We start from the raw sequence: 13,969 nt of genomic DNA on the forward strand, positions 1-13,969 counted from the left end.
CCCCTCCCTTCACCATCGGGACGCACCCAGGTCCCGCGAAACCGCGCGCGCCGCGTCGCGGACGTGGCCCAGCAGGCGGGCGCTCGGGCTGCCGTCCGGCTCGCACACCCGGTCCGCCGGCCCCGACACGCCGATCGCGCCCACCACGATGCCGCCGTGGCCGCGGATCGGGGCGGCGATCCCGGCCTCGCCCGAGATCATCTCGCCGTTCTCCACCGCCCAGCCCGCCTCCCGTACCTTCGCACACGCCCGCTTGATCGCCGTCTGGGTGACCAGCGTGCGGCGCGTGTACGGCTCGGGGTCCGCCTTGAGCGTCGTGTCGTAGGCCAGCAGGACCTTGCCGAGCGCCGTCGCGTGCAGCGGCAGCAGCGTGCCGACGTCGAGGGTCTGCAGGCTGTCGTCCGGCCGGAACACGTGGTGCACGACCAGCACCCGGCCTTCCAGGGGCGCGCCGATCCGGACCGCCTCGCCGCTGCGCGAGGCCAGGGCGTCGGCCCAGTTGATCGCCCGGGAGCGCAGCTCGTTGACGTCGAGGTAGCTCGTGCCCAGGTGCAGCAGCGCCGCGCCGAGCTGGTACTTGCCCGTGTCGCGGTCCTGCTCGACGAACCCGACACCCTGCAGCGTGCGCAGGATCCCGTGCGCGGTGCCCTTCGCCAGTTCGAGGGACTCGGCGATCTCGCCGACGCCCAGGCGCCCCGAGCCGCGCGCCAGCAACCGCAGGATCGCGGCGGCGCGTTCGATGGATTGGATCGGGCCGGGCACGGCGCGACCCTAACCGACCGGCCCCGATTCGACAATGTCGAACATCCACTTCGGCCGTTCGACAATGCCGACCGCCGTCCGTTGACCGGCCTGACCCGCGAACTTAACTTTCACCCACCAGTAGGGGGACAAGGTCCTTTGTGGAGGAAAGCAATGGTGCGAAGCCTCAAGGCCCGTGGACTCGGCGGCGAGATGGCCGCCGAGTTCGTGGGGACGATGATCCTCATCCTGTTCGGGTGCGGGGTGGTGGCGCAGGTCGTCGCCGCGGGCATCGGGGACCACGACAGCATCGCCTGGGCCTGGGGCCTCGGCGTCACGCTGGGTGTCTACGTCGCTTCGCGGATCAGCGGCGCGCACCTGAACCCGGCCGTGACCATCGCCCTCGCGGTGTTCAAGGGCTTCGAGTGGCGCAAGGTCGCTCCCTACGCCCTGGCGCAGACGGCCGGTGCGTTCGTGGCCGCGATGCTGGTGCGCTGGAACTACACCGAGGTCCTCAACGCCAAGGACCCGGGCCTGACCATCAAGACCCAGGGCGTGTTCTCCACCCTTCCGGGTAACGGCACGCTGCCGGTGGGTGACTGGGGCGCCTTCCGCGACCAGATCATCGGCACCGCGATCCTGCTGATCGTCCTCTTCGCCATCACCGACCTCCGCAACACCTCGCCGGGCGCGAACCTGGCCCCGGTCGTCGTCGGCTTCCTCGTCGTCGCGATCGGCATGGCCTGGGGCACGAACGCCGGGTACGCGATCAACCCCGCCCGCGACTTCGGCCCGCGCCTGGCCTCCTGGCTGACCGGTTACGACACGGCGTTCACCGACCAGTACGGCTTCCCGTACTGGTGGATCCCGATCGTGGCGCCGGTCATCGGTGCCCTCGTCGGCGGCGCGATCTACAAGTACCTGATCGAGCGCTTCCTCCCGGCGGGGGACCCGCTGGACGCCATGCCCGCCAAGGACTTCGAGCCCGCCAACTGAGTAGGAGCACGACCATGCCGGACTTCGTCGGCGCCGTAGACCAGGGCACCACCAGCACCCGCTTCATGATCTTCGACCACGGCGGCAACGAGATCGCCCGCCACCAGCTCGAGCACGAGCAGATCCTGCCCCGGCCGGGCTGGGTCGAGCACGACGCCACCGAAATCTGGGAACGCACCCGCTCGGTCATCGCGACCGCGCTGAACAAGGCGAACCTGACCGTGGGCGACCTGGCCGCGCTCGGCATCACCAACCAGCGCGAGACCACCGTCGTGTGGAACCGCCGCACCGGCCGCCCGTACCACAACGCCATCGTCTGGCAGGACACCCGCACCGACCGGATCGCCTCGGCACTCGAGCGCGAGGGCAAGGGCGACGTCATCCGCCGCAAGGCCGGCCTGCCGCCCGCCACCTACTTCTCCGGCGGCAAGCTGCAGTGGATCCTCGAGAACGTCGAAGGCGTGCGCGAGGATGCCGAGAAGGGCGACGCCCTGTTCGGCACCACCGACTCGTGGCTCATCTGGAACCTCACCGGCGGCCCGGACGGCGGCGTCCACGTCACCGACCCGACCAACGCCTCGCGCACCATGCTGATGGACCTCGAAACCCTCGACTGGGACGACGAGCTGCTGTCGTTCTTCGGCGTCCCGCGGCAGATGCTCCCGGCGATCCGGCCGTCGTCGAACCCGGGCTTCGGCACCACCCGCGCGGACGGCCCGCTCGGCGGCGAGGTCGCCATCACCGGCGTCCTCGGCGACCAGCAGGCCGCCACCGTCGGGCAGGTCTGCTTCCGGCCCGGCGAGGCCAAGAACACCTACGGCACCGGCAACTTCCTGCTGCTCAACACCGGCCAGGAGCTCGTCCGCTCGAAGCACGGCCTGCTCACGACGCTGTGCTACCAGTTCGGCGACGACAAGCCGGTCTACGCGCTGGAAGGCTCGATCGCGGTCACCGGTTCGGCGGTGCAGTGGCTGCGCGACCAGCTGGGCATCATCAGCGGCGCGTCCCAGAGCGAGAGCCTGGCCCGCCAGGTCGAGGACAACGGCGGCATCTACTTCGTCCCGGCGTTCTCCGGCCTGTTCGCGCCGTACTGGCGCTCCGACGCCCGCGGCGCGATCGTCGGCCTCACCCGCGCCACCACCAACGCCCACCTGGCGCGGGCGACCCTGGAAGCGATCTGCTACCAGACCCGCGACGTCGTCGAGGCGATGCAGAACGACTCCGGCGTGACGCTGGACGTGCTGCGGGTGGACGGTGGCGTCACCGCCAACGAGCTGTGCATGCAGCTGCAGGCGGACATCCTCGGCGTGCCGGTGTCGAAGCCGGTCGTCGCGGAGACCACCGCGCTCGGCGCCGCCTACGCGGCCGGGCTGGCGGTCGGGTTCTGGAAGTCCACCGACGAGCTCGAGCAGAACTGGAACGAGGACAAGCGCTGGACGCCGTCCTGGAGCGACGAACAGCGCGCCGAGGGCTACGCGGGCTGGCAGAAGGCCGTCGGCCGCACGCTCGACTGGGTCGACGTGCAGTGACCATGAGGAGGAACACCGTGACCCCGCTTTCCCCGCAGTACCGCGCGGAAACGTTGCGGAAACTGGTGAACGAAGAGGTCGACGTGCTCGTCGTCGGCGGGGGAGTGACCGGGGCCGGCGTCGCGCTCGACGCCGCGTCCCGCGGGCTGTCGACCGCGCTGGTCGAGGCCCGGGACTTCGCCGCGGGCACGTCCAGCCGGTCGTCCAAGCTGATCCACGGCGGCCTGCGCTACCTGGAGCAGCTGGACTTCAAGCTGGTGCGCGAAGCGCTCAAGGAGCGCGGGCTGCTGCTGCAGACGCTGGCCCCGCACCTGGTGCGGCCGGTGAAGTTCCTGGTCCCGCTGCAGCACCGGGTGTGGGAACGCGGCTACATCGGTGCCGGCGTCACGCTGTACGACACCCTCGGCGGCGCTCGCGCGCTGCCGCGGCACCGGCACCTGTCCAAGCGGGGCGCCTTCAAGGTGGCTCCGGCGCTCGCGGACGACGCGCTGATCGGGGCGATCCAGTACTACGACGCCCAGGTCGACGACGCCCGCCACACGATGACGATCGCCCGGACCGCCGCCGAGCAGGGCGCTTCGGTCCTGACGCGGGTTCGCGTCACTTCGCTGCTGCGCGAGGGCGAGCGAGTCGTCGGGGCGAAGGTCGTGGACCGGGAGAGCGGGATCGAGTTCGAGATCCGCGCCCGCACGGTGGTGGCGGCCACCGGTGTCTGGAGCGACGACATGGCGGAGGCGGCCGGGATCCCCGCGCCGTTCACCGTCCGTGCGTCGAAGGGCATCCACCTCGTGGTGCCGCGCGAGAAGATCGACCTGGACACCGGGCTGATCCTGCGCACCGAGAAGAGCGTGCTGTTCGTCATCCCGTGGGGACGGCACTGGATCGTCGGCACCACCGACACCGAGTGGGACCTCGACCGCGAGCACCCGGCGGCGAGCCGCGCGGACGTCGACTACGTGCTCGAACACCTCAACGCCGTCCTGCGTACCCCCGTGACGCACGACGACATCGAGGGCGTGTACGCGGGCCTCCGCCCGCTGCTGGCGGCGAAGGCGGCCGCGACGACGAAGCTGTCGCGGGAACACGCGGTGGCGCACCCGGTGCCGGGCCTGGTCATCGTGGCCGGTGGCAAGTACACGACGTACCGGGTGATGGCCGCGGACGCGGTCGACGTCGCGGTCGAGGAGATCGGCCGACCGGCGCCGCCGTCGTGGACCGACCGGCTCCCGATCGCCGGTGCCGAGGGCTACCACGAGCTGTGGGCAGACCGATTCGGCGTGGCCGCGAACTCGGGGCTGCCGCTGACCCGCGTCGAGCACCTGCTGCAGCGGTACGGCACGCGGATCTGGAACCTCCTGGAGTTGATCGAGGAGCAGCCGTCGCTCGGGGACCCGATCACGGAGACCTCCGAGTACCTCCGCGTGGAGGCCGTCTACGCGGTCTCCCACGAGGGTGCGTTGCACCTGGAGGACGTCCTCACGCGGCGGACGCGCATCTCGATCGAGGAGCGCGACCGCGGCGTGGCGGCGGCGCCCGTCGTGGCCGGTCTGATGGCCCCGCTGCTGGGCTGGGATTCGCACCGGACCGACCGCGAGGTGGCGAATTACCTGGCCCGGGTGGAGGCGGAGCGCTCGGCCCAGGAAGCCCCGGACGACGCGGCGGCGAACGCCACCCGCCTCGCGGCCCCGGCGCTGCTGCCGGGCTAAACCGGTTGCCGCCGTCGCGCGTGGACACCTCGAACCGACCTGAAGGGGAGGAACAGGGATGTTCAGAGGTGTGCTCGCGGCGGCGGCGCTGGCGACGGTACTCGCCGCGGTCCCCGCGGATGAGGACGAACCGGTCGCCCCGGTCGACCTGGGCACGCTGCCCGGGGGACTGACCAGCTACGGAGATTTCGTGTCGAACGACGGAACCGTGTTCGGGACGGCGTTCGACAAGGCGAACAACCCGCGGGGCGCCCGGTGGGACGCGGCCGGCCGGATCACCGAGCTGCCGCCGCAACCGGGCTACACGTCGGTCGTACCCGCTGCGATCACCGAGGACGGGGTGGCACTCGGGAACTCGATGCTGGCCATTGAGTCCGCCGGGCGGGCGACGCTCTGGGGCGCGTCCGGGGTGCCGGTGGACCTGCCGCCGGTGCCGGGCTACCCGTCGTCCAGCGTGGCCGCGATCAACGCCCACGGCATCGCCGTCGGGTATTCCTACGGCGCTCAGGCTTCGGACACGGCGGTGAAGTGGGACACGACCCAGGGCACGGTCACGGCCCTCGGCTACGGCCGCGGCTTCGCGATCAACGACGCGGGCGCGGTCCTCAGTTCGTACCAGGGGGAGTCGAAGTACTGGGATCCGGCGGGCAACCTCGTGCCGTTGGAAGGCGGCGGTACGCCCGCCGACCTCGACAACGCGGGCACGGTCGTCGGCTCGAGCGGCGTCCACGCCGCGAAATGGGATGCGGCGGGACACCTCACCGTGCTCGACACCACCTGGAAGTCCAGCACGGCGGCGGAGATCGGCGCGGACGGGACGATCTACGGCACCGTGGAGGCGGGGGACGGCATCAGGCACCTGGCCCGCTGGAACGCGGCCGGGCAGCTGACCGTGCACCCGAACCCGGACGGCGTGTGGACCCGGTTCGTCACCGCGAACGACACGGGCAGCGCGCTCGTGGCCATCGGCTCCGGCAAGTACTTCGTTTGGGGGCCCGGCGGCGGGCTCACCGCGCTGCGGCCGCTGACGGAGAACGCCTGGTGCGGCGCCGATGACCTCAACGACCGCGGCGCGGTCACGGGCGGCTGCACGGTCCTGAGCCGGAACTTGCACGCCTTGCGGTGGGACCTGCCGGTCATCGGCACCTGGTGAGCACGCCGAGCTCCGTGAGCACGTACCGGGCGTTGGCCGAGATGACCGCGTTCGTGTGCCGGTAGTACGGCAGCTGGATCACCGCCATCGACAGCGCCCGGCCGCGGCCGCGCGTCCAGGTGGCGTCGTCGGGGGCCACGGCGTCGCGGAAGGTGCGGCGGGTGTCCGCGGTCAGCAGGTTCCACGCCGGAATCAGGTCGGCCGCCGGGTCGCCGAGGCCCGCGGTCGCCCAGTCGAGGACCCCGGCCAGCCGGTTGTCGCGCAACAGGAGGTTGCTGGGCATCAGGTCGCCGTGCACCCAGCACGGGGGGTCGGTCCACTGTGGAGCGTCGAGCGCCTCGGACCAGGCGGCGTGCGCCGCGTCGGCGTCGAAGGGCTCGTCGGTGCGGCGCAGCTCGTCGATCGCCCGGCGGGTGGCCGTGTCCACAGCGGACAGCGGCCGCCCGCGGGAGGTCGGGGGGGCCGTCCGTCCGGTGGGCCCGCAGCGCGAGGACGAACTCCGCCAGGCCGTGAGCCGCACGTCCTTCGAGCGCCGGTTCGCCGTCGAGCCAGCCGTGCACCGCCCACGGCCACGGGTACCCCTCGGCCGGTTCGCCGACCGCGACGACGACCGGGACCGCCACCGGCAGCCCGCCGAGCGCGCCGAGGGCCTGGCGTTCCTTCGCGATGTCGTCGGCGCCGCCCTCGGTGAGCGGAAGCCGGACCGTCAGGGAACCGCCCAGGCGGTACACGGCGTTGACCGTGCCGCCCGAAGCCAGGGGAGTGACCGGCAGGCTCGCCCACTCCGGGAACTGCCCGCGCACCAGCCGCTCCACGAGCGCGGTGTCGATGGTGTGTTCGTCGGCGTGCATGCGGCCCATGTGATCACCGAACCACGCACGTCAACGCGTTTCCGTGAGCCAGGGCACCCCGGATTGCACGACGATGCATAGCCGTGCATAATCATTCGCATGTCCAAGGTGCTCACTTCCCTGCCCGTCGGCGAGCGTGTCGGTATCGCCTTCTCCGGTGGCCTCGACACTTCCGTAGCGGTCGCGTGGATGCGCGACAAAGGCGCGGTCCCCTGCACCTACACCGCCGACATCGGCCAGTACGACGAGCCCGACATCGACTCGGTGCCCGGGCGCGCCGGCCAGTACGGCGCCGAGATCGCCCGGCTGGTCGACTGCAAGGAAGCACTGGTCGAAGAGGGGCTCGCGGCGCTGACGTGCGGCGCCTTCCACATCCGCACCGGCGGCCGCAGCTACTTCAACACCACCCCGCTCGGCCGCGCGGTCACCGGCACGCTGCTGGTGCGCGCCATGCTCGAGGACGACGTCCAGATCTGGGGCGACGGCTCCACCTACAAGGGCAACGACATCGAGCGGTTCTACCGCTACGGCCTGCTGGCCAACCCCTCCCTGCGCGTCTACAAGCCGTGGCTCGACGCGGACTTCGTCACCGAGCTCGGCGGCCGCAAGGAGATGTCCGAGTGGCTGCTCGCGCACGACCTGCCCTACCGCGACAGCACCGAGAAGGCCTACTCGACCGACGCCAACATCTGGGGCGCCACGCACGAGGCCAAGTCCCTGGAGCACCTGGACACCGGCATCGAGATCGTCAAGCCGATCATGGGCGTGGCGTTCTGGGACCCCGCGGTCGAGATCGCGCCCGAGGACGTCACCGTCGGCTTCGAGCAGGGCCGGCCGGTGACGATCAACGGCAAGGAGTTCGCCACCGCCGTCGACCTGGTCCTCGAGGCCAACGCCATCGGCGGCCGGCACGGGCTCGGCATGTCCGACCAGATCGAGAACCGGATCATCGAGGCCAAGAGCCGCGGCATCTACGAGGCGCCCGGCATGGCGCTGCTGCACGCCGCCTACGAGCGGCTCGTCAACGCCATCCACAACGAGGACACCCTCGCCAGCTACCACAACCACGGGCGGCAGCTCGGCCGCCTGATGTACGAGGGCCGCTGGCTGGACCCGCAGGCGATGATGCTGCGCGAGTCGCTGCAGCGCTGGGTCGGCACCGCGATCACCGGTGAGGTCACCCTGCGGCTTCGCCGCGGCGAGGACTACTCGATCCTCGACACGACCGGCCCGGCGTTCAGCTACCACCCGGACAAGCTGTCGATGGAGCGGACCGAGGACTCGGCGTTCGGCCCGGTCGACCGCATCGGCCAGCTGACCATGCGCAACCTGGACATCGCCGACTCGCGGGCGAAGCTGGAGCAGTACGCGAGCCTGGGCATGGTCGGCGGCTCGAACCCCAAGCTGATCGGCGCCGCCCAGGCCGCCTCGACCGGCCTGATCGGCGCGATGCCCGAGGGCGGCGCCGAGGTGATCGCCTCGCGCGGCAAGACCGACGACGTCGAGCTGCTCGACAACGCCGCGATGGAGTTCGGCACGGACTGATCGCTCACGACCCGAAGGCCACCACGCTCGCCGTGGTGGCCTTCGGTGCGTTCAGGGGACGAGCACGACCTTGCCGGTCACCGTGCCGGATTCGGCCAGTGCGAGGGCTTTCGCGGCTTCGGTCAGCGGGATCCGGGCGGCCACCTGCGCCTCGAGCTGTCCCCGCACCGCCAGCTCGAAGACGGCCGTCAGGTCTTCGGCCAGGCGCGCGCGGAACCGGGCGAGGTTCCGCTTGCCGCCCCAGACGTTGTAGAAGTGCGCCCGGCGGCGGTTCGGCACCGCGTTCCACCACAGCAGCCGCGCGACGAGTTTCAGCACGGCGGGCTTCGGGTTGCCCCCGGTGTTCACCGTCGACGCGCTGCCGTAGGCGACCAGGGCGCCACCCGGGGCGAGCAGGCGGAACGAATCGACGATGCCGGGGCCACCGACGTGGTCGAAGACGGCGTCGACCCCGCCGGGCACCAGCGCGCGCACCCGGGCCGGGACGTCGCCGCGGTAGTCCACGGCGGTGGCCCCGAGCGCGGTCACCACGTCCAGGTTGCGGGCCGACGCCGTCCCGATCACCCGGATCCCGGCCGCGCGGGCGAGCTGCACCAGCGTGGTGCCGACGCCGCCGCTCGCGCCGTGGACCAGGATCGTGCCGCCGGTGCGCACCTTCGCCCACCGGTGCAGCATCTGGTACGCCGTGATGCCGTTGACCACGAAGGTTTCCGCCTCGGCGGCGTCCAGGCCGTCGGGCACCGGCACCAGGTCGGCGGCGGGGACGGCGAGGTGGCTGCGCCACCCGCCGATCTTCGTCATGGCCGCGACGCGGCGGCCGATCAGAGCGGGGTCCTCGGCTTCGAGCACCGTGCCGACGACGTCGTAGCCGGGCACGAACGGGAACGGCGGCTGGTCGTAGTACTTGCCGCGCCGCATCTGCTGTTCGGCGAACGAGATCCCGCTGGCCTCGACGCGGATCAGGGCTTCCCCGGCGCGCCGGGGCGGCAGCGGGCGGTGTTCGACGCGCAGGCCGTCCGGCTCCACGAGGCCGGGGAGGACGATCTGGGTGACGTTCACGGTGGTTCCTTCCGTAGCGTGAGTGACTGGTCAATCACTCGACGGGCGAGCAAAACGGCCCTGACCGGGCCGGGATTTCAGTTCCGGCCGGGGTGGCGGATACCGGCGGACAGCACGGCGGCCCAATCGCCGGCGTGCTCGTCCAGGCCGAGGGTGGCGATCAGGTGGCAGAGCTGCCCGTAGGCGATGAATCGCTGCACCTCGTCGTCGGCCGCGCCGGAGCGCGACCGGGCGAAGCCGGTCACCTTGGCCAGCCCGCGGCGGACGGCGTCGGCGATCTCGGGCGTGTCGGCGGCCGACTGGGCGTGCACCTGCAGCATCAGCAGGTTCCGGTCGGCGATCAGCTCCGCGTAGGCGCCGCCCATCTCGTGCAGGATCTTCCCCGGGTCGGCGTCCTCGACGCGGGCGGCGCCGTTCGAGAGGGCGTGGACGACGAGTTCGTAGCACCGGTCGAGCGCGGCGACGAACAGGGAAATCTTGCCGGGGAACAACTTGAAGACGTACGCGGGTGAGATGTCGGCCCGGGCGGCCACCGCGCTGATCGGCGTGCTGTGGTAGCCGCCGCGGGCGAACTCGGCGATGGCGGCATCGACGACGGCGTCCCGACGGGCGTCGGAAGTGGAGAGCGTGGCACCGCGTTTCGTCATGTGAGTGACTGTACACTCACTCTCATCAACGAGGCAACCGGGATGGGACAGACGAGTGACATCCCGGTTCCTGCCGTCCCGGATGTGCGCGAATTCCCCACGGACCGCGGCGTCGTCCGGTTACAGTCCGGCCGCGAGGTTCCGCCTGGGGGCGGCCGCGGGAACGGGAGCGCGCGATGGGGCCTGAAGTGCGGTTTCACCTGCTCGGACCACTGACCGTGACGGTCGGCGGGCGGCCGGTGCCCCTCGGCGGGGCGAAGCAGCGGGTCCTGCTCGCGCACCTGCTGCTCAACGCGAACCGGACGGTGTCGCCCGGGCAGCTGATCGACGCGCTGTGGCGCCGTGATCCCCCGACGTCGGCCACCGCCAACCTGCAGACGTACGTGTGGCGGCTGCGCCGGCTGCTGCCCGACGGCGCCGTCCTGCGCACCCACGACGCGGGTTACTCGCTGGTCGTCGACCCCGGCGAGGTCGACGCCCACCGGTTCGCCCGGCTCGTCGGCGACGCCGCCCGCGCGGCCGAGGACGGCTCGCCCGAGACGGCACTGACGCTGCTGGCCGAGGCCGAAGCGCTGTGGCGCGGCGACCCCCTGGAAGACCTGCCGACCGCGGCCGCCTGGGACGCCGAGCTCGGCCGGCTGGTCGAGAACCGGCTGGCCGCCGTCGAGGAGCGGCTCGCGCTGCAGGTCCGGCTGGGCCGGCACGACCCCGCGATCGCCGAGCTCACCGTGCTGCTGGCCGAACACCCGTATCGCGAACGGCTCTGGCAGCAGTACCTGCTCGCGCTCGCCGGCGCGGGCCGCCGGGCCGAAGCGCTGCAGGCGTACGCGACAGCGCGCGAGCGGCTCGTCACCGAACTCGGCGTCGAACCCGGGCCGGAGCTGCGGACCCTGCAGGCGGCGATCCTCGCCGGCGAGCCGCTGCGCGTTGCCGCTCAGGTGGCCGCGTCGTCCCCGCTGCGGCAGCTTCCCGCCGATCTGCCGGACTTCACCGGCCGCGAGGAGCACGTCCGCGAACTGTCCGCGGCGCTCGGCGCGGGCCCGGCGCCGGTGGTGCTGACCGGCGCGCCCGGCACCGGCAAGACGGCGCTGGCCATGCACGTCGCCCACGGCCTCGCGGACCGGTTCCCGGACGGCCAGCTCTACGTCGACCTCGCCGGCACGGGTGCGCCGCGCGACCCCGCCGAGGTGCTCGCCGACTTCCTGCACGCACTGGGCGTCACCGGGAACACCGTGCCGGCCGGGCCGGACCAGCGGGCGGCGCTGTTCCGCTCGCGCCTGGCCGGGCGCCGGATGCTGCTGGTGCTGGACGACGCGGCGACGGCCGCGCAGGTCCGCCCGCTGCTGCCCGCCGATGCCGGGTGCGCCGCGCTGGTCACCACCCGCGGCCGGCTGCCCGAGCTGGCGGGCGCGAAGCACGTGGAGCTGCCCGTGTTCGGTGAGCGGGAGGCCGCGCAGCTGCTGGCCGAGCTGGCGGGGCCGGACCGGGTGGTCGGCGAACCGGCCGAGGCGGCGGCGATCGTCCGGTGCTGCGGGTACCTGCCGCTGGCGATCCGCATCGCCGGCGCGCGGCTGGCCGGGCGGCAGGCGTGGAGCCTGCGGACCCTGCACGACCGGCTGGCCGACGAGTCGAGCCGGCTGAGCGAGCTGCGCGTCGGCGACCTCGGTGTCCGGCCGAGCTTCGAGCTGAGCCTGCGTCAGCTGCCGCCGGCCGCGCGCACGGCGTTCGGCCGGTCGGCGGTGCTGGGCGCGCAGGACTTCCCGAGCTGGGTGGTCGACGCGCTGCTGGACCGCGCGGGCACGCACGACGTCCTCGACGTGCTCGTCGACGCCAACCTGGTTTCGCTGACCGGGCGGGATTCGAGCGGGCACCCGCGGTACCGCCTGCACGACCTGCTGCGCTGCTACGCGACGGAACTGCTGGCGCAGGAACCACTTCCGGTCCGCCGCGAGACGCTCGCCCGGGTGCTGTCGGTGCTCCTGGCGCTGGCGAAGACCGCGGCGGCGGGCCTGCCACCGGCGTTCGGCGCGATGACCGGACCCGCGGTGGCCGCGCGGCCCGTCCCGGAGCGCCTGGTGGCCGACCCGCTGGGCTGGTTCACGGCGGAGCGCAAGCTCCTGGCGGCGGCGGTCCAGCTCGCGGCGGAGGCGGGCCTGGACGAGCTGGCCTGGCAGCTGACGGCGGCCGCGGTCCCGTTCTACGACCTGCGCGGCGCGTACGACGACTGGCGACGCAGCCACCTGACGGCGCTGGCGGCGGTCGAGGCGGCGGGGAACCGCGCGGGAGCGGCGGTGCTGGCCCGCGGCCTCGGCCAGGTCCGCCTGTACCACGACGAGTACGAGGAAGCGTCCCGGGACATGCGGCGGTCGGCGGAGCTGTTCGCCGAACTGGGCGACGTCCGAGGCGAGGCACTGGCGGTGGCGGGCCTCGGCACGGTGGCCCGGGTCCGTGACCGCCCCCGGGAGGCCCTGGGGTGCTACCGCCGTGCCCTGGCGGGCTTGGAACGCGCGGACGACCGGAGCGGCGTCGCCCAGATGCGCAACTCGATCGGCTCGACATACGCGTTGCTGGGCTCGTTCGCCGAGGCGGAGACCTGGCTGCACCGCGCTCGTGAGCTGGCGCGCGAGATCGAGGACCCGCACCGGGAGGCGAAGGTCCTGACGGAGCTGGGCACGTTGCACCGCGATACGGGACGGCTCCCGGAGTCGTTGACGCGCTTGAGGCTGGCGTTGAGCATCCTGGAGGACCTCGACGACGAGAGGTGCAGCGCGTACGCGCTGCTGGGCATCGGGCAGACGTTGCTGGAGGCGGGCGAGCCGGTCCAGGCGCGCGGAGTCTGCGACCGGGCGTTGCGGGTGTTCCGCGAGACGGGGAACCACCAGGGCGAGACGACGGGGCTGGCATTGCTGGAGCAGGCCCAGCGCCGCAGAACCCCCTCGGCGGCTCACACCTGAGGGCGTGTTCCGGGCCGGGTGCCGAACCGGCCGGTGCGTGCCCGGAGGATCGATCGCCGACCGGCTTGCTCGCAACCCGGGGGCGCCGGCGCGGAGTACGGGCGCCCCCGGGTTGCACGGGTCAGTTGCTGTTGCCCGGCTTCCAGCCGAGGTAGTTCGCGAAGTAGCCCTGCCGGGCGTGGCCGATCGCGCCGTTCACGCTCGTCGCCCAGACTCCGCCGCTGCCGTCGGCGATGCCGACGTGGCCGTACGACGAGATGTTCCAGAACACGAACGCGCCGCGGGGCGGGGTGCCCGTCGTGTGGCGGGCGCCGTCCGAAGAGCGCCAGTGCTCGATCGCGCTCGCGTGGTGGGTCACGCGGTCCCACGCCAGGCGCACCGCCCGCTCGCAGTAGCCCTGGTACGCGGTGCTGCCGTTGCGGCCGGAGAACCAGGCGATCGCCTGGCTCGCGGTCCGCGCCGCGGCCAGGTCCGCGGCCGAGTCGGTGATCACCGCGCCCGGGTCGGCGATGTCGGCGGCCGTGACCTCCGAATAAACCTCCGAATACGCCTCCGACGGCGCGGCGGTGGCCGCCGAAGCGACGGTCGCGCCGCCGAAGAGCAGGGCAGCCGACAACGCGGCCGCCTGGCAGATCATTCGCATGGGTGTCTCCCTCAGTAGGCCGGGTCAGGCGTCCCGGCGTCGACGGGGAGAACCCTGCGCGCCGCCGCTACACCGCCACTACACCGCCGCTCTCGCGGGTCCACGACAAAACCGGGACGGTGAAGACGGACGCGCGTGACAAATC

At 72.4% G+C, this 13,969-nt stretch carries 10 protein-coding genes and 1 pseudogene; 6 read left to right on the forward strand and 5 right to left on the reverse strand.

Features of this window, described 5'->3' with window-relative positions; genetic code table 11:
* Positions 1–9: 9 nt before the first annotated feature.
* Entirely contained in the window at positions 10–762 is a 753-nt protein-coding gene (locus tag QRY02_RS11320; protein WP_285991473.1) for an IclR family transcriptional regulator, read from the reverse strand.
* 153 nt (positions 763–915) lie between these two features.
* Here QRY02_RS11320 and QRY02_RS11325 point away from each other — a divergent pair, with 153 nt between their 5' ends.
* The 4 genes from QRY02_RS11325 to QRY02_RS11340 are packed head-to-tail and all read left to right on the forward strand — an operon-like array spanning position 916 to position 6,125.
* Positions 916–1,737: an MIP/aquaporin family protein gene (locus tag QRY02_RS11325; protein ID WP_285991474.1), complete on the forward strand. Its 822-nt coding sequence runs from the start codon at positions 916–918 to the stop codon at positions 1,735–1,737.
* A gap of 14 nt (positions 1,738–1,751) precedes the next feature.
* Positions 1,752–3,266, forward strand: a complete 1,515-nt coding sequence (gene glpK / locus QRY02_RS11330) for a glycerol kinase GlpK (RefSeq protein WP_285991475.1) — start codon at positions 1,752–1,754, stop codon at positions 3,264–3,266.
* 2 nt (positions 3,267–3,268) lie between these two features.
* The gene (gene glpD, locus QRY02_RS11335; protein WP_285991476.1) at positions 3,269–4,972 is read left to right on the forward strand and encodes a glycerol-3-phosphate dehydrogenase; all 1,704 of its coding nucleotides are present in this window, start codon (positions 3,269–3,271) and stop codon (positions 4,970–4,972) included.
* A gap of 58 nt (positions 4,973–5,030) precedes the next feature.
* Entirely contained in the window at positions 5,031–6,125 is a 1,095-nt protein-coding gene (locus QRY02_RS11340) for a hypothetical protein (RefSeq protein WP_285991477.1), read from the forward strand.
* On the opposite strand, the pseudogene QRY02_RS48560 reads toward QRY02_RS11340, so the two are convergent.
* Positions 6,109–6,985 (reverse strand): annotated as a pseudogene (locus QRY02_RS48560) (aminoglycoside phosphotransferase family protein). The gene QRY02_RS11340 and the pseudogene QRY02_RS48560 sit on opposite strands and share 17 nt — an antisense overlap.
* A 90-nt stretch (positions 6,986–7,075) precedes the next feature.
* Here QRY02_RS48560 and argG point away from each other — a divergent pair.
* On the forward strand, positions 7,076–8,521 hold the full coding sequence (gene argG, locus QRY02_RS11355; protein WP_285991480.1) for an argininosuccinate synthase: 1,446 nt from the start codon (positions 7,076–7,078) through the stop codon (positions 8,519–8,521).
* Positions 8,522–8,572: 51 nt separating this feature from the next.
* Here argG and QRY02_RS11360 read toward each other — a convergent pair whose 3' ends face one another.
* Entirely contained in the window at positions 8,573–9,580 is a 1,008-nt protein-coding gene (locus QRY02_RS11360) for a medium chain dehydrogenase/reductase family protein (protein WP_285991481.1), read from the reverse strand.
* Positions 9,581–9,657: 77 nt separating this feature from the next.
* Positions 9,658–10,227, reverse strand: coding sequence for a TetR/AcrR family transcriptional regulator (locus QRY02_RS11365; RefSeq protein WP_285991482.1), 570 nt, complete (start codon positions 10,225–10,227; stop codon positions 9,658–9,660).
* Between the two features lie 176 nt (positions 10,228–10,403).
* Between QRY02_RS11365 and QRY02_RS11370 the strand changes: the two genes are divergently transcribed.
* On the forward strand, positions 10,404–13,181 hold the full coding sequence (locus tag QRY02_RS11370; protein ID WP_285991483.1) for an AfsR/SARP family transcriptional regulator: 2,778 nt from the start codon (positions 10,404–10,406) through the stop codon (positions 13,179–13,181).
* Positions 13,182–13,302: 121 nt separating this feature from the next.
* Here QRY02_RS11370 and QRY02_RS11375 read toward each other — a convergent pair whose 3' ends face one another.
* The gene (locus QRY02_RS11375; protein WP_285991484.1) at positions 13,303–13,824 is read right to left on the reverse strand and encodes a hypothetical protein; all 522 of its coding nucleotides are present in this window, start codon (positions 13,822–13,824) and stop codon (positions 13,303–13,305) included.
* Positions 13,825–13,969: the final 145 nt, after the last annotated feature.

It is taken from the genome of Amycolatopsis sp. DG1A-15b (genome assembly GCF_030285645.1).
Lineage (GTDB): Bacteria > Actinomycetota > Actinomycetes > Mycobacteriales > Pseudonocardiaceae > Amycolatopsis.

What these genes read in the sequence shown, in the direction of transcription:
- QRY02_RS11325 (WP_285991474.1), top strand. Translation starts at nt 916, where the DNA reads ATGGTGCGAAGCCTCAAGGCCCGTGGACTCGGCGGCGAGATGGCCGCC.
- glpK (WP_285991475.1), top strand. Translation starts at nt 1,752, where the DNA reads ATGCCGGACTTCGTCGGCGCCGTAGACCAGGGCACCACCAGCACCCGC.
- glpD (WP_285991476.1), top strand. Translation starts at nt 3,269, where the DNA reads ATGAGGAGGAACACCGTGACCCCGCTTTCCCCGCAGTACCGCGCGGAA.
- QRY02_RS11340 (WP_285991477.1), top strand. Translation starts at nt 5,031, where the DNA reads ATGTTCAGAGGTGTGCTCGCGGCGGCGGCGCTGGCGACGGTACTCGCC.
- argG (WP_285991480.1), top strand. Translation starts at nt 7,076, where the DNA reads ATGTCCAAGGTGCTCACTTCCCTGCCCGTCGGCGAGCGTGTCGGTATC.
- QRY02_RS11365 (WP_285991482.1), bottom strand. Translation starts at nt 10,227, where the DNA reads ATGACGAAACGCGGTGCCACGCTCTCCACTTCCGACGCCCGTCGGGAC.
- QRY02_RS11370 (WP_285991483.1), top strand. Translation starts at nt 10,404, where the DNA reads ATGGGGCCTGAAGTGCGGTTTCACCTGCTCGGACCACTGACCGTGACG.
- QRY02_RS11375 (WP_285991484.1), bottom strand. Translation starts at nt 13,824, where the DNA reads ATGCGAATGATCTGCCAGGCGGCCGCGTTGTCGGCTGCCCTGCTCTTC.